The organism is Bradyrhizobium amphicarpaeae (genome assembly GCF_002266435.3).
GTDB classification, from domain to species: Bacteria; Pseudomonadota; Alphaproteobacteria; order Rhizobiales; family Xanthobacteraceae; genus Bradyrhizobium; species Bradyrhizobium amphicarpaeae.
In genome coordinates this window covers 3,691,889-3,705,925 of the sequence record NZ_CP029426.2, presented here as the reverse complement: position 1 = coordinate 3,705,925, position 14,037 = coordinate 3,691,889, and the positions used below count along the sequence as shown (strand labels likewise).

The following is a 14,037-nucleotide window of genomic DNA, read 5'->3' as shown; positions in this document are numbered from 1 at the left end:
ACAAAGGCCTGAGGCGGCACCAGATTTTCCCGCTCCGCGCCGCAAACCGAGGACGGAAACGCCATGCCAGCCTATCGCTCCCGCACCACCACCCACGGCCGCAACATGGCCGGTGCCCGCGGCCTCTGGCGCGCGACCGGCATGAAGGACGGCGATTTCGGCAAGCCGATCATCGCGGTCGTCAACTCGTTCACCCAGTTCGTGCCCGGCCACGTCCACCTCAAGGACCTCGGCCAGCTGGTCGCCCGCGAGATCGAGCAGGCCGGCGGCGTCGCCAAGGAATTCAACACCATCGCGGTCGACGACGGCATCGCCATGGGCCATGACGGCATGCTCTACAGCCTGCCGTCGCGCGAGCTGATCGCCGACAGCGTCGAGTACATGGCCAACGCGCATTGCGCCGACGGCTTGGTCTGCATCTCCAATTGCGACAAGATCACGCCCGGCATGCTGATGGCCGCGCTGCGCCTCAACATCCCCGCCGTGTTCGTCTCGGGCGGACCGATGGAAGCCGGCAAGGTCAAGCTGGCCGGCAAGACCAAGGCCGTCGACCTCATCGACGCCATGGTCGCGGCGGCCGATAGCAAGGTCAGCGACGAGGACGTCAAGGTGATCGAGCGCTCGGCGTGCCCGACCTGCGGCTCCTGCTCCGGCATGTTCACCGCCAACTCGATGAACTGCCTGACCGAAGCGCTGGGCCTCGCGCTGCCCGGCAACGGCACGGTGGTCGCGACCCATGCCGACCGCAAGCGCCTGTTCGTCGAGGCCGGCCACACCATCGTCGATCTCGTCCGCCGCTATTACGAGCAGGACGACGCCTCCGTACTGCCGCGCAACGTCGCCAACTTCAAGGCGTTCGAGAACGCGATGACGCTCGACATCGCCATGGGCGGCTCGACCAACACGGTGCTGCATCTGCTCGCCGCCGCCCATGAGGGCGAGGTCAAGTTCACCATGCAGGACATCGACCGTCTGTCGCGCCGCGTGCCCGTGCTCTGCAAGGTCGCGCCGTCGGTCGCCGACGTGCATGTCGAGGACGTGCACCGCGCCGGCGGCATCATGGGAATTCTGGGCGAGCTCGATCGCGCCGGCCTGATCGACACCTCGGTCTCGACCGTGCACGCGCCGACGATGAACGACGCGCTGGAGCGCTGGGACATCAAGCGCTCCAAGAGCGAAGCGGTCCGCACCTTCTTCCGCGCTTCGCCCGGCGGCATCCCCACGCAAGTCGCCTTCAGCCAGGAGCGCCGCTACGACGAGCTCGATGCCGACCGCGAGAAGGGCGTCGTACGCAACCTCGAGCACGCCTTCAGCAAGGACGGCGGCCTTGCCGTGCTCTACGGCAACCTCGCCCAGGACGGCTGCATCGTGAAGACCGCCGGCGTCGATTCCTCGATCCTGACATTCTCCGGTCCCGCGCGCGTGTTCGAAAGCCAGGACGCCGCCGTCGAAGGCATTCTGGGCGGCAAGGTCACAGCCGGCGAGATCGTGGTCATCATCTACGAAGGCCCGCGCGGCGGCCCCGGCATGCAGGAAATGCTGTATCCGACCAGCTATCTGAAATCGATGGGCCTCGGCAAAGCCTGCGCGCTCGTCACCGACGGCCGCTTCTCCGGCGGCTCGTCGGGCCTGTCGATCGGCCATCTGTCGCCGGAAGCCGCCGAAGGCGGCAATATCGGCCTGGTGCGGACCGGCGACCGCATCGCCATCGACATCCCGAACCGCAGCATCACGCTGGAGGTCTCCGACGAGGAGCTCGCCAAGCGCCGCGCCGCGGAAGAGGCCAAGGGCGATGCTGCCTGGCAGGCCGTGGGCCGCAAGCGCAACGTCTCGACCGCGCTGCAGGCCTACGCCGCACTCACCACCAGCGCCGCGCGCGGCGCGGTGCGCGAGGTCAAGCGGCGCCCGCGGTAGCTTAGAACGCCCAGGAGAATTTGCCCTTGGCGGCGTGGTCGGTGACAACATTGCCGAGCTGGCCGACATAGGACAGGCCGATCGTCATGTGGCGGCCGATCGCAAAATCGACGCCGGCCTCGGCGAGGAGCGAGTCCCGCGCGACCGGAACGCCCGAGATCGTGAACGACGCCGGTGCGACCTGGAATGCCATCACGGCATTCGGGGTCACATCGTTGAATGCATGCTGCCAGGCAAACGTCGCCCGCGGGATCAGCATCATGTCGTGTGCCAACGGCACGAAGGTGGCGGCGCGCGCGCCGAGCGTGGCATAGCCGGTTTCGAAGGTTTGTGCCGCGACGTTAAGCGCTGCCGCTCCGCCGAGTTCGGCGCTCGCATCGGCATGCACGCGCACCCAGGCGGCCCCGGCGAACGGCTCCAAAGCCAGCTTGCCGAAGGCGACGCCGTAGCCGACTTCACCGAAGACCTGCCCGGTGCTGCCGTCGGTCCGCGAGGTCAGGCGATCGGCGAAGCCGACGAAGTTCGCCAGCCGATCAGTGCCGATGGTGTGGAAGGCATAGGCGCCGCCGGCCCGCAGGTTGATGCTGCCGAAGCGCCAGCCGCCGTAACCGGCGATGTGGGCGGTATCGACATTCGAGGAACCGCGACCGTCGAGCGTGTTCCTGGTGCCGGTATAGCCGGCGGCGAAGCCGAGCCGACCGGCGCCGCCGACGCGCGTATCGACGCCGGTGATGAAGCCGGCCAGGTCGCGCCGCACGCTGGCCGCGTTGCCGTCACCGTTGAACGTGCCCCACGCGCCCAGGCCCTGGGCCCAGAACACGGTGTCGGAGACCGGCCGCGGCGGCGCCTTGGTCATCACCGGCGATTTATCGTAGGCGAGCGCGCTCTCCATCGCGTAGGCGGCGAACGCGGTCTGGGGGCCGCCAAGCGACAATGCGGCCATCGCATCCATGTCACCGCCGAACGAAGCTTGCCGAAGGCGTCCGAGGATCGCGCTGCGCATCGCCAGGCTGTCGTTGGCCAGCGTGCCGACCGTCGAGGCGTGCACCTCGCCCGAAAGCTGATCGAGCGCGGCGTTGAGTTGCGGGGACGTCAGGCCCATCAGCGCCGAGAATGCGCCGCTGCCGCCGAGGAACGCGGTATCGACCGCGCCCGCCGTCGCGATCTGGTTGCGGGTGCCGTTGACCAGGAATGGCGAGACGAGTGCCTGGTCGAGCACGAGATAGACGTTGTTGGCGTCGTATTCGATGTGCGGGCGCGTGATGCCGAAATTCCCCGAGATCGCCAGCGCGCTGAAGGTCCCGCTGCGTGCGCCTGCTGCGTTCAGGACGGTGTACTGCGTACCGGGCGTGTAGGTCCCGCCGATGCCGATCGCGCGAAGCGTACCGGCCAGTGTCGCGGTGCCCGTCACGTTGGTGCGGTCCGCCGTGCCGGGCGAGACCTCGACCACGTAATTGCTGGCGCCGGAGAAGGTGAGATTGCCGCTGACCGTGAGGGTGCCGATCGAATTGCCGGGCGCAAGCGAGCCGCCGGCATTGATGATGGTCGACGACACCGTGCCGATGCCGCCGAGCGTGCCGCCGGAATTCACGGTGACGCCGCCGGTCGAGGTGATGTCGCCGTTGACCGACAAGGTGCCGCCGTTGACGGTCATGATCGCGGTCGTTGTCGACGTTCCCGTCAGCGTCCAATTCGACGAGCCCGTCTTGTCGAGCAGTCCCCAGCCGCTGTCGACCTGGCTGACATCGAACGTGTTCGCGCCGGTGCCGGAGAAGCGGACCGTATCGGTGCCGCTGCCGTAGACCTGGCCGGTAAGGGTGGCGGCTGGTCCCCGCATCTCCAGCGTGCTGCCCGCGCTGTTGAACCGCACGGCCTCTCCGGACGTGGTGATCGCGCCGGCATTGACGATCGTCGTGGCTCCCGTGGCGAGGACGCCGTTGGCGCCGCTGATCGTGCCGAGATTCGTGATCACGTTGTTGGTGCCGCTGACCGTGACACCGAAGAACTGCGGTCCGGCCACGGTCGCGCCCGCGGCGATGTTGATGGTCGCGCCGCCGCTCCCCGATGCGGTGGCCCCGACGCCCGGGTTGAGAAAGCCGGCCGCACTGCCGCGCACGGTGCCGGCGTTGACGTTGACGGTGATGTGGCCGTCGACGGAATTAGCGATGATGCCGCCACCCTCGGGTCCGTTGATGACGCCAGACGTCGTGACGTTGATGTTGCCGCTTCCCGCCGTGAACGCGTTGATGCCCGTGGATGTGGCATCGATGAGGCCGCTGCTGGTGATGTTGATGTCGCGGGAATTGGCTGCGCTGAAGATCACGGCATTGATGCCGCCCGCGCCACCCGTGATCGCGCCGGCCTGGTTCACCGTGACCGCAGCACCTGCGCTGTTCGTGCTGGCCTCGATGCCGGAGCCACCAGGGTCGGTTAGCGTGATCGCGCTGCCGGCCGCCGTGTTGACAGTGACCGTCCCGGATCCAGTGCCGTTACTCGCGTTGATGCCCAGATTCGTCGCGAAGATCGTGCCGCCGGTCTGGTTGACGGTGACGTCATCGTTGCCGCTGGCGGAGAAAGCGGAGGCAAGGATGCCGATATTGAACGACGTCGCGGCGGTGGCGCCTCCGATCGTGGCATTCGAACTTACGCTGATGGCAACGCTCCCGAAGATGTCGAGACCTCTCGAAGCCATGGCTCCGCTTGCGTTGATGATGGTGCTGTTGCCTGTCAGGGCCACCTTGACGTCGCCGCCGCTGACGAGGGCACCATCGCCGAAGGACGACAGCGTCGTCAGCGAGCCGCCGTTCATGGCCATGTTGATCGAGCTGGCCGCGATAAGCTGCATGGCCGTCGACCCCTGGAAGGTCGGCGTGACGGGTGTTGCGCTCGTTCCGACCGTGATGGTGCCGGGCCCATTGGTATTCATGTTGAGGCCAATTCCGGAATTGGCGGTGTTGCTGGCGCTGCCATTGCCCGAATAGACGATGTTTCCGGTGCTCGTGCTGATGTCGAGCGCGTGCACGGCCTGGGTCGTCGTCACGGCACCGTTGTTGACCACGTTGATGCCGGCGCCGTTCGCGCTGACCGCAAGGCCGAAGCCGCTGACGGTCTGGCCCGCATTGATCGTCGCGCTCACCGCGCCCGTGCTGAATGCCTGGCCACGGTCGGTCGACGACGCGCTCGCCGCGTCGGTGTTCGTCGTGTTGGTCGTGACCGTGCTGTTGCAGGTGACGGTGTTCGGGCTCGCCGTGACGGCGCAGGCGGCGAGGGCGCTCCCGGGGTGTCCGGCGAGGACGGCGATCAATGCGGTCGCGAAGGTCGCGAGCAGGGCGGACCCGTTGCCGAACGAGAGCTTGCCGCTCATGGCGCGCTTGTCGCGCCGAAACACCAATCGATGATGCATCCGCCCGCCCCCTGCCGACGGCTTGGCATGTCCGAGGATGCCGGCCGGCGATTCCATTGTTACCGAATATGTCAAATCCGGCGGCGCGCGTCAGCAGATGGCCCGGCAACCTGGGCGGGAGCGATGCACAAGAAGCGGTCATCAGCGGCCGGAATTGACGGATTTTCGGCGAGTGTGACCCGAGAGCAACGAGACCTGCCGCTCCCGTCGCCGGCCGCGATGCGATCGGCCGGCAGTACGCTGTCGGTCCAGGATCGCGATCCAGGAACGCCGTCCAGGAACGCCGTCCAGGTTCGGCATCCAGGTTCGGCATCCAGGTTCGGCATCTGGCGTTGTGGGCACGCCGTGCTCTGGCTTCCCGCAATGGTCAATGAGTCCTGAATGGCCGGCGAAAGAAGGCCGTTCGCATTAAGGATGCCCCGATGAACTTCAGCAGCCCAAAATTTTGCGGCGTATAATGCGGCCACCTTCGCAAATCCATTTCGGGCAATTGGGGCACCGCATAATGTCTCGTACTCTCGCCGTTGTTTTCTCGACCGCCGTCGCCGCGATTTCCATGACGGGCGCGGCCTCCGCCGGCTGCTACAATTGCTACGCGCCGCCGCCGTGCCAGACCTGCTATCAGCAGCAATACGTCGCGCCGCAATATCGCACGGTCGACGAGACTGTGATGGTGTCGCCGGGCGCAACCGTCGCGCACCGCACGCCCGCGCAGTACCGCACCGTGATGGTGCCGCAGACCGTGATGGTCGCGCCGCCGAGCGTTCAGTACGAGCGCATCCCGCCGCAATACGCCACCCGCCAGCGCGTCCAGATGGTCTCGCCGGGATATTCCTATTACGCGCCGGTGCAGATGAACTGCGCGTCCTGCGGCTACTGAAGCAGGCGCGGCCACGACAAATTCCAGACGGCGCTCCTCACCGGGGCGCCGTTTTTCTTTGCAGGGTAGCAAACGAGGCCCGGAAACGGAGGCGAATCCAAACCGGGCCTCGCAACCAGCGACGCTTGGGTAGCGTCGCCAATCGAGGCGAGTTCCCGATCTCGTTGGGGAGCCGGAATATGTCCAAAGGGCTCGATGCTGGCGGACTGAGACAACCAAAGATCGCCGTTTTGGCAAGCTATTTTATTTTCTCCGGTTCAATCCTACCCCTAGCCCACGGTGTGATTTTGCGGCGGGGGACAAGACGCGTTTGAAGCTTGTTCTCCCGCAAAAGTTGCGATTACCTCTCCAACCACATTATTGGAGAGAATTTTGTCAGTCGCTGATTTGAAAACAGAACTGACGCGTGGTCAGCAAACCGGCAATCCAACAATGGGGGTCCAACTCATCGGCCTCAAGCGTTGTCCGCACTGCTCAATTGCCGCCCCCAACTTTATACGCATGTGGGGGAGCGAAGGCCCGACGTCTCGGACAGACGGAGGTCCGAACCGATATTGGGGATGCTATCGGTGCAGATCTTGTGGCTCGATCGTAACCTGCTCCGGTTTGCCTAGCGGCGGCGATCAGTTTGCGTTTTTTGAGATATTCCCGGATGCACGAATGGCCCATACGGATATTCCCGAACCGGCGCGGACGTATCTTCAGCAGGCATATGAAACACTTCATGCGCCCGACGCCGCCGCAGTCATGGCCGGCAGCGCAGTTGACGCGATGCTTAAGGTCCGCGGGCTAACGAATGGAAGCCTGTATTCTCGGATCGACGAAGCGCTGTCACAGAACCTTCTCACCAAGGGAATGGCGGAGTGGGCTCATGAGGTCCGACTAGGTTCAAACCGTCCCCGACATGCCGACAGAGAAAATCCGCACGTTTCTCCGGATGAAGCCAAACAGTCGGTTGAGTTTGCCGAAGCCCTGGGTAATTTCCTGTTCGTTCTGACTGCACGTATTGATAGAGGATTGAAAGAGGCGAAGGGCGAGCAAACGTAACGGCGGCTCAAACAGGTGTGCATCATGATTGATGCACCCGCCCAGGTGGAGGCGAGCGAGAGCGACCATGAGAACGGAGGCGGCGCAGAGCGGAGTCCGCGCAGCGTCGGCCGAATGAACGGTTTAACTAAGAGCGCTGGACCGCCGGCACTCTCACCGACCTCGAGTACGAGCACTATCGCCGGGAGTCGACTGACAGTGAAGTCAGCGATGGTGATCGTCTCTCCCGATAATTCCGACTGCGCTTCGGCGCAAACGGGCTGTGCGTTTTGCGGCCGCTGAGCACAACGCAGCAACAACGAGTCTCGCAGTGCACTCCCAGCGGGTGGAGCGACGTTTCTCCTTGTAGCCGGCAAACGAGGCCGGAAACGGAGGCGAATCCAAACCGGGCCTCGCAACCAGCGACGCCCTGGGAGATGTCGCCAGTGTCCGGGATTGCTGAGAAGGGCATAGGGTAAAGGAGCAGGCTGACGCTCGCCTGACAGATCGGGCGGCCGAAGGGGACGAGGGGGTAACTTCGCGTTGCCTTGCGCCACCGACTACGTTAAGCGACAGCTATTCCGGGTTTGGAAGGGTGGCCGAGTGGTTTAAGGCACCGGTCTTGAAAACCGGCGTGCCCGCAAGGGTACCGTGGGTTCGAATCCCACCCCTTCCGCCATTGCATCATCTAAGTAATTGAAATGTACGGTCATTTTTTCTTGATCGTCGCTTTACCAACAACTCAAGCCACAAATTCGCATGGGGGCGTCATGGATGAGAAGGCAAAGACCAAGCTGGCTGCTCTGACCGCGAGAAAGCAACGCGCCGACGACGCTCGCGCCTCGCGAGAGGTAGAGAAGGCGAGGGCAGATCAAGAAGCCGACCGAAAGCGAAGGCAGACTGATGCGCGCTGGTCTGAGGCCGTTGCGGCGATCCGGGGGGCTATCGACGAGGTGAATGACGCGATTGACGATTCTGGCTTCCATTTCGAATGCGGGAAGTTCGAGCACTCGAACGAGACCGGACGTTATGGGATGTTATCAATCGATCTCCGTGGTGACGCAATGGAGCGTTATGTCATACACCTCAACGTGTCGGATGTCGGCAACGTGCGCCCTGTCTTTGTACCCTCTAGACCAGGCAGTGGTCCAAGCGACTTCGAGTTTTTCGGCCGGGGAGCAGATCACTATGTGGATCTATTGACGCAGTTCTTCGAAATCATAATCGAGACCATCGAGAAGCGACACCGCTCCGGCAGAAGGTGAAGCCCCCAACTACGAGTTTCAATTTAACTGCGTCCGGTGAAGGTGGCTGGCAAGGGCCCACGCCAGCGAACCGGCGAGGCACGATTTCACGTTCACGCGGCGAGAGATTCCAGGCTGGCGACGACTGAGACCATCAGATCTTCGCCCGTTTCCACCCGTCCGCAGTCGCGGCACCCGACAGCCGCCCGCGGACATCCCATGACTGATTTGCAGAAAAAGCCATCCCGGGGTGCCCGGGGCACGCGTCGTGCCGGTTGCATGTGGTAGGATGTCGCCACATTCCAGCCGAGGGAAGCAACATTGCAAAAATCAAAGAATATCACGCTGCTAGATCGCGGAAGCGTCATGGACTTGGCTTGCCCGCGCTGCGGCGGCGAGTATTTGCACCACACCGGTGCGGTGTTTTTCGATCGAGGCGAGGACGCGGAATCGGTTGTCAAGATCGTGGTGGATGGATCGAGCACAACGACTAGCATCGATTCAGGGGCTTGTAATCCGAGTTCGCGGCGTCACGGCATGTTCGTAAAGTTCTTCTGCGAACAGTGCAGCACCAATGACGACATCCTTCAGCTTAACATCGCCCAGCACAAGGGAGCGACCGAGCTGAGTTGGACCTTCAGTCCCAGGATCAAGCGGGACTAGGATCAACCGTGCCGGATTCCTGTGAACAAGAGCACCCGTTAACCCCGGGCCGCTTTGACAATGGCATGCTTCAGGCTTTCCAGCGATTCGAGGATTCTAAAATGCCTGAAGTGCCGGACCGCCTCGCTCCAACCGACGGACTCACGAACTCGAAGATGCGGTTTTCGGGCCTAGACCTTTGGGAGTCTGGGGAGCAGATCATTCGCTTCGAAATTGACGACGAGAGCCGACACCGTGTCGGCACGTTCTCAATAGAGGTTGGAAGTCGACCAACTGGCAATGCCGACATGGTCATCGCCGACGGTCATGCGAAAATGCGCGATGTCCTGCGGCAATGGCTGCACGAGGTCGATAAACTCGAACAGTTCTACCGAAGTCAGGCTACGCGGCGCGCAGGTCCCTCATAGCGAGCAACAACCAATGGCTACGACAACAAAACGCGCGAGACCGCACTTCCGGGTTGGCGAGTTCGGCAGCGGCCAGCCCTGGATCATCATGGAATGTTACGACGGCGACAATCTCTCGCTGTTCGAGAAAACCGTCGGCTTCGATCTTCGCCCTGATACATCCTACGAGGAGGCACAGCGCATTGCGAAATTCCTCAAAGAGAACCTCGTCACGTTGTGTGAGTCATAGGTTTCAAAGCTTGCCCACGTCCGCCCTCCTGAGGATATCAAGTGTCGATGTGGAAGTTCCGCTTCTTTGAATTGCCGGACGACCACGGCTTCATCTATTCGGCTCGCGGCCTTGTAGATGGCTACTTCAAAGTTCTGAGTTGGCTCCTAATCACGGCAACTTTCCAGATCATCGCGGAAACAAGCCACAGCGCTCTTGCATGGGCGCTGTGTGTCCTCGCCTATCTGATGATCTTTTTCTACCTCCAAGCTTTCGTCAACTGGCTCGCACATATGCGTTGGCGAGGATCTGGGCGCGCCATCAGGAACTTCGATCCAGGACAAAACTCGAAGCACGGACTAGTGAGAAGGCTGAGTGCTGCGACCGTGGCGGCCACGGGTACTCTCTTGTGGCTCGGGATTGTGTTCGGCGTCCAGGCCTCTATCGATCGGACCGTTACAGCGATCGTTGAGGTTCAGCGAGCAAAAGCAAAATGACGCAATCCGCGCTACTCGCGACCGCTGAGCAGCTCGCCGGATTTCTGTGAATAGGAGCGCGCATTAACCCCACGCCGCTTTGACCGTGGCATTCTCGTCCTCCGCGAATCAACCCACGGTGCAAAGACCCATGACGACGGATAGCGAAGGAAGAAAAATAAACCAGGGTCTCCGGAGGTCACAAGCCGAGATCCAGCACCTGATCGATTGCTTTGGCGATTACCTCGCGCAGAAGAACAAGTACGATCGATCGGGCATCGAGGCTGTTTGGTTCTACCTTGTGCAAACGTATCGGTGGACACCAGCGGTCGTTCGGGCGCTCAACACCGACGATCTGGATTTTCTTCTCCACGACGAAATGCGCGGATGGAAGGCGCCCAATGATAACAAGCCCGGCGAAGGTTACCGTTGACATCAACGATTTGAAGGCAGTGCTCTTGCTGCTGGATGCGTACGAGCGGAAAGAGAAGCACGGCGCTCACTTCAAGGACGATGAGCAACGCCTGCCTGACTCCTAGTATGCCGTCCGCGTCGACCGTATCAGGCGTGCGACGATGCTATCGGCGAAATAGCAGGCAATCATGTTTAAAGACGAGACCGGCAGGCGGAAGGTCTTTGACCTACAGAGCCCACACCAAATGCTTGAAAAGCTACGTTGGGAAGCAGGCCTCATCCATTCCATGCTTGCCGATGACCGAAAGGTGATCTTTGCGGCCTTCAATGCCGTAGCGACGGCATGGCACCTGACTGAGTGGGTACTCGATGCATGGGATCAACTTCAGCCTCAGCCCTTTTCAAGAGTGCAGTATCGCGCCGATGTCGTGCGACGGTGCTCCGATCTCGAAATTTGCAGACAGATTTCCGTTGGGTGAAAGCATCGAGTGGTGGAGCAGCGGAATGATCCGGCTATCCAGGCCTCTCATGTACTCAAACTCTACTTTCGCACAAAAGATGGGAAGATCGCGGATGAGCCGCCGACAAAAATCGAACAGTCGCTGGCGATCTTTTTCGGAACCAAGCAGTTCGCCCTAGACCAATTTTTTGACGGCTTAGTACTATTTTGGACAGATGAACTTGCTCGCCTTGGCGTGAACCCAGAGTTCACCGTTTAGACAACCGCTAGTTGGGGGTGCTGCCGCTCTTGGCCTTGGACGAATGTTTCACTGCTGGTTTAGCCGGCGCGGCCAGCTTCTTCGACGCTTCGCCGCCGCGGGCAGTTCCCCACGGGTCGACGGCCTTTTGGTCAGGAACGTTGCCGAGGGAGCGTTGATAGGCGCGCTCAGCCCGAATGTCGTCCGCCTTCTGCGTCTCCGTCTTGTCCTGGGACTCGCCATACATTGGAACGTGGTCCTGCGCCAATGCGGTTGGTGCGATCAGAGCAAACATGACAGCGACGGCGATTTTGCGCATCGAGACAACTCCCGGTTCTGTGACAAGCATAACAGCGCGCCGATTGCGGCATCAATGGGCGCGATTTGACAGACATCCCTTCCGCCATACGATCGGTCGGACTTTCGCAGGCAGGTAATCAGTGCATCAGACCTCCAATCCGGCCGCGCTCGACAAGCTGAAGCTCCGCATCCAGGCGTTGCGCGCCAAGACGATCGCCAATGGCTGCACCGAGGACGAGGCGCTGTCGGCCGCCGCCAAGGTCGCCGAGCTGCTGGATCGCCACGATCTGTCGCTCTCCGACGTCGAGCTGCGTGCCTCGCCTTGCGAACGGAGGGTCTACGAGACCTATCGCAAGAAGCGCATTCCGCTGGACGACTGCATCGGCGCGATCGCTCTGTTCTGCGATTGCCGGGTCTGGCGCGAGAAGAACGCAGGCGGCGAGAACATCTATGTGTTCTTCGGTCTCGGCGCGGATGTCGAGGTCGCGCACTATCTGGCCGAACTGGTCGACGGCGCCGTGCGCGCCGAGCTTGGCCGCTTCAAGACCTCGGTCGAGTACAGCAGGTTCAGGCACCAGGAGCGGCATCTCGCCAACGCCTCCTTTGCGCTCGGAATGGTGGCGTCGATCGCGGACAGGCTGGTGGCGCTCAAGGCCGACCGCGATCAGGTCAACGCAGGCACCGGCCGCGGGCTGGTGGTTCTCAAGACCTCGGTGGTCGACGCCGAATTCGACAAGCTCGCCCTCAATCTCCGCAACCAGCGCAGTGGCGGACGGATGGTGTCGATGACGGCCTATGAAGCCGGGGGCGCTGCCGGCGCGTCGCTGGCGATCAATCCCGGCCTTGGCGGGGCGCGGTCAGGGACCAAAGGAAGCTGACCGCATCGGGTGCGAGCCGCGCACGCGCGTGCGTGCATAAGTCTCTCCTGCGCTGGTGGATCCGACGAACCGAACGGCTTCAGCTCTTCGGACTAGCGCCCTTCAACGCATCCCACGCGGCCTGGTTCGCCTGATCGAACGCCTTCCGGGATTCCGCGAGTGCAGTGCTCAGGACCGACCAGGATTCGCTGCCGGCCTGCTTCAGCTTCTGCACACGCGCTTCGGCTTCGGAGGCATCGGATTTCATCTGCTTGAGCGCGGCATCGAGATCGACGGTGCGGGCTGAGGCCACCTTGCCCGCGGCGTCGCGGAATTTGTCCGCCGCTTCGCGCCAGGCCTTGGCCTGGGCTGCTGCAACGTCCTTGAAGGTGGCCTGTTGCTGCTCGAACTGTTTGCCTGCGCCTTCGAAGTAGGTTTTCACCTGGGCTTCGAATCCGGCCCACTGCTTTTCCAGATCGGCCTTGGCCTCGGTCCAGGCGGCTTCACCTGCTTCCGCCTGGGTCTTGAGCATCGCTCGAAACGCGTCGCGACGCGTCGTCAGATCGGACAGGAGCTGATCGGTCTTGACCTTGGACTCGGCCTTGGCCTGGCCGGCCTTGACCTCGAACGAGGCCAAGGCGGCATCCATTTCGTCGATCCGCTCCTTGGCCCAGTTGAGGTAAAAATGCATGCTGCTCTGTTGTGACATGGCCGTCTCCATCTGCTTGCCGGCGTCAGGATCCCAGAACCGGAGCTTGCCGGTGTTGACCTGTCGCAATGACCTTGCGCTGGAACTCGCGGGAATTCTGGTCAATCGCGCGCAATGGAGTTGCCGGCGTTTGCTGCGTGCCGCTGTTTTGCCTGACGGGTCAAACGGCGCCTTTTCGCGATTAAAAAAGCATGGTCCCAGTTTGACTTAGCTACTGTGCATGGGGTTGTTTTTCGATATTTGGGTGGAGCGGCCTTCCGGCAGGGCGGCCGGGTCCACCTTGTGGAACCTTTTCGGCAGGTCCGCGTTGTCTTCACATGACTGAAGACATTTCCTATCGACGCAAACCCCTGACCCCCGAGCAGCGCCAGGCGCGCGATGCGACACGTCGGATCGAGGCCGAAAAGGCCCTGCGCGACCATGAAGAGGCGCAGAAGGCGTTTTACGCGAATAAGGAGCGGCTGAAGGCCGAACGGCTGGCGCGCCAAGCCGCCGGGGAAAAACCCTGATTCAGCCCGGGTGCTGCCGCCAATCTTCCGAGTCGATGTTGTCGGGTGATGCGGCCGGCTAATGCCGGTTGGGCACGCGTGTCGTGCTCCAAACCTGCATCAGCGCCTGGACGGCCCCTGTGAAGGCACGGCGGGGCGTTTGCGCCTCAATGGCTTCGGCTGCGATGCGGCAATCGTCGGCGACCTTGAGCAGTCCCCCTCGCGCGAGGTCCATGGTGGAGAGAGCGGCCTGCTCCAGGCAGACCCGTTCAAGTCGTCGAAACTCCCGCAGCTCTTTGTTCATGCGTCAGCTCCCGGTATGCGCCCGAGCCATGCGGCGCTGAGTCTGC

General features: G+C 62.4%; 17 protein-coding genes and 1 tRNA gene. 14 read left to right on the top strand and 4 right to left on the bottom strand.

What is annotated here, in order from left to right; genetic code table 11:
• Nucleotides 1–63: 63 nt before the first annotated feature.
• Nucleotides 64–1,914: a dihydroxy-acid dehydratase gene (ilvD, locus tag CIT40_RS17190; RefSeq protein WP_094890298.1), complete on the top strand. Its 1,851-nt coding sequence runs from the start codon at nucleotides 64–66 to the stop codon at nucleotides 1,912–1,914.
• A gap of 1 nt (nucleotide 1,915) precedes the next feature.
• Here ilvD and CIT40_RS17185 read toward each other — a convergent pair whose 3' ends face one another.
• A complete protein-coding gene (locus CIT40_RS17185; protein ID WP_148667210.1) occupies nucleotides 1,916–5,317 on the bottom strand; it encodes an autotransporter domain-containing protein in 3,402 nt (1,133 codons plus the stop codon).
• A 556-nt stretch (nucleotides 5,318–5,873) separates the two neighbouring features.
• Here CIT40_RS17185 and CIT40_RS17180 point away from each other — a divergent pair.
• The 11 genes from CIT40_RS17180 (at nucleotide 5,874) to CIT40_RS17130 (ending at nucleotide 11,354) form a co-directional block, all read left to right on the top strand.
• On the top strand, nucleotides 5,874–6,197 hold the full coding sequence (locus CIT40_RS17180; protein ID WP_094890296.1) for a hypothetical protein: 324 nt from the start codon (nucleotides 5,874–5,876) through the stop codon (nucleotides 6,195–6,197).
• 660 nt (nucleotides 6,198–6,857) lie between these two features.
• Nucleotides 6,858–7,244, top strand: coding sequence for a DUF4145 domain-containing protein (locus tag CIT40_RS17175; RefSeq protein WP_162307534.1), 387 nt, complete (start codon nucleotides 6,858–6,860; stop codon nucleotides 7,242–7,244).
• A 568-nt stretch (nucleotides 7,245–7,812) separates the two neighbouring features.
• Nucleotides 7,813–7,902, top strand: a tRNA-Ser gene (locus tag CIT40_RS17170).
• 91 nt (nucleotides 7,903–7,993) lie between these two features.
• On the top strand, nucleotides 7,994–8,488 hold the full coding sequence (locus CIT40_RS17165; protein WP_094890294.1) for a cell envelope integrity TolA family protein: 495 nt from the start codon (nucleotides 7,994–7,996) through the stop codon (nucleotides 8,486–8,488).
• Nucleotides 8,489–8,788: 300 nt separating this feature from the next.
• On the top strand, nucleotides 8,789–9,130 hold the full coding sequence (locus tag CIT40_RS17160; protein WP_148667208.1) for a hypothetical protein: 342 nt from the start codon (nucleotides 8,789–8,791) through the stop codon (nucleotides 9,128–9,130).
• Between the two features lie 101 nt (nucleotides 9,131–9,231).
• Nucleotides 9,232–9,537, top strand: a complete 306-nt coding sequence (locus CIT40_RS17155) for a hypothetical protein (RefSeq protein ID WP_148667207.1) — start codon at nucleotides 9,232–9,234, stop codon at nucleotides 9,535–9,537.
• 13 nt (nucleotides 9,538–9,550) lie between these two features.
• Nucleotides 9,551–9,766: a hypothetical protein gene (locus tag CIT40_RS17150; protein WP_148667206.1), complete on the top strand. Its 216-nt coding sequence runs from the start codon at nucleotides 9,551–9,553 to the stop codon at nucleotides 9,764–9,766.
• Nucleotides 9,767–9,807: 41 nt separating this feature from the next.
• A complete protein-coding gene (locus CIT40_RS17145; RefSeq protein ID WP_148667205.1) occupies nucleotides 9,808–10,242 on the top strand; it encodes a hypothetical protein in 435 nt (144 codons plus the stop codon).
• A gap of 130 nt (nucleotides 10,243–10,372) precedes the next feature.
• A complete protein-coding gene (locus tag CIT40_RS17140) occupies nucleotides 10,373–10,654 on the top strand; it encodes a hypothetical protein (protein WP_094890290.1) in 282 nt (93 codons plus the stop codon).
• A 169-nt stretch (nucleotides 10,655–10,823) separates the two neighbouring features.
• Nucleotides 10,824–11,114 carry a hypothetical protein gene (locus tag CIT40_RS17135; protein WP_094890289.1) on the top strand — a complete coding sequence of 97 codons (291 nt, stop codon included), beginning with the start codon at nucleotides 10,824–10,826 and terminating at the stop codon, nucleotides 11,112–11,114.
• 9 nt (nucleotides 11,115–11,123) lie between these two features.
• Complete coding sequence (locus CIT40_RS17130) at nucleotides 11,124–11,354, top strand: hypothetical protein (protein ID WP_094890288.1); 231 nt, start codon at nucleotides 11,124–11,126, stop codon at nucleotides 11,352–11,354.
• Nucleotides 11,355–11,361: 7 nt separating this feature from the next.
• Here CIT40_RS17130 and CIT40_RS17125 read toward each other — a convergent pair whose 3' ends face one another.
• Nucleotides 11,362–11,652, bottom strand: a complete 291-nt coding sequence (locus CIT40_RS17125; RefSeq protein ID WP_094890320.1) for a hypothetical protein — start codon at nucleotides 11,650–11,652, stop codon at nucleotides 11,362–11,364.
• Nucleotides 11,653–11,773: 121 nt separating this feature from the next.
• On the opposite strand from CIT40_RS17125, the gene CIT40_RS17120 reads away from it, so the two are divergent.
• Complete coding sequence (locus CIT40_RS17120; protein WP_094890287.1) at nucleotides 11,774–12,511, top strand: DUF7168 domain-containing protein; 738 nt, start codon at nucleotides 11,774–11,776, stop codon at nucleotides 12,509–12,511.
• A 79-nt stretch (nucleotides 12,512–12,590) separates the two neighbouring features.
• Here CIT40_RS17120 and CIT40_RS17115 read toward each other — a convergent pair whose 3' ends face one another.
• Nucleotides 12,591–13,199, bottom strand: coding sequence for a sll1863 family stress response protein (locus CIT40_RS17115; protein WP_100298054.1), 609 nt, complete (start codon nucleotides 13,197–13,199; stop codon nucleotides 12,591–12,593).
• 317 nt (nucleotides 13,200–13,516) lie between these two features.
• On the opposite strand from CIT40_RS17115, the gene CIT40_RS17110 reads away from it, so the two are divergent.
• Nucleotides 13,517–13,708 carry a hypothetical protein gene (locus CIT40_RS17110; RefSeq protein WP_094890286.1) on the top strand — a complete coding sequence of 64 codons (192 nt, stop codon included), beginning with the start codon at nucleotides 13,517–13,519 and terminating at the stop codon, nucleotides 13,706–13,708.
• 58 nt (nucleotides 13,709–13,766) lie between these two features.
• On the opposite strand, the gene CIT40_RS17105 is transcribed toward CIT40_RS17110, so the two are convergent.
• Entirely contained in the window at nucleotides 13,767–13,991 is a 225-nt protein-coding gene (locus CIT40_RS17105; RefSeq protein ID WP_094890285.1) for a hypothetical protein, read from the bottom strand.
• Between the last annotated feature and the right edge of the window lie 46 nt (nucleotides 13,992–14,037).

Coding starts and splice junctions, on each gene's coding strand:
- CIT40_RS17165 (WP_094890294.1), top strand. CDS start 7,994: ATGGATGAGAAGGCAAAGACCAAGCTGGCTGCTCTGACCGCGAGAAAG.
- CIT40_RS17110 (WP_094890286.1), top strand. CDS start 13,517: ATGACTGAAGACATTTCCTATCGACGCAAACCCCTGACCCCCGAGCAG.
- CIT40_RS17180 (WP_094890296.1), top strand. CDS start 5,874: ATGACGGGCGCGGCCTCCGCCGGCTGCTACAATTGCTACGCGCCGCCG.
- CIT40_RS17185 (WP_148667210.1), bottom strand. CDS start 5,317: ATGCATCATCGATTGGTGTTTCGGCGCGACAAGCGCGCCATGAGCGGC.
- ilvD (WP_094890298.1), top strand. CDS start 64: ATGCCAGCCTATCGCTCCCGCACCACCACCCACGGCCGCAACATGGCC.
- CIT40_RS17155 (WP_148667207.1), top strand. CDS start 9,232: ATGCCTGAAGTGCCGGACCGCCTCGCTCCAACCGACGGACTCACGAAC.
- CIT40_RS17105 (WP_094890285.1), bottom strand. CDS start 13,991: ATGAACAAAGAGCTGCGGGAGTTTCGACGACTTGAACGGGTCTGCCTG.
- CIT40_RS17175 (WP_162307534.1), top strand. CDS start 6,858: ATGGCCCATACGGATATTCCCGAACCGGCGCGGACGTATCTTCAGCAG.
- CIT40_RS17150 (WP_148667206.1), top strand. CDS start 9,551: ATGGCTACGACAACAAAACGCGCGAGACCGCACTTCCGGGTTGGCGAG.
- CIT40_RS17140 (WP_094890290.1), top strand. CDS start 10,373: ATGACGACGGATAGCGAAGGAAGAAAAATAAACCAGGGTCTCCGGAGG.
- CIT40_RS17125 (WP_094890320.1), bottom strand. CDS start 11,652: ATGCGCAAAATCGCCGTCGCTGTCATGTTTGCTCTGATCGCACCAACC.
- CIT40_RS17115 (WP_100298054.1), bottom strand. CDS start 13,199: ATGTCACAACAGAGCAGCATGCATTTTTACCTCAACTGGGCCAAGGAG.
- CIT40_RS17135 (WP_094890289.1), top strand. CDS start 10,824: ATGTTTAAAGACGAGACCGGCAGGCGGAAGGTCTTTGACCTACAGAGC.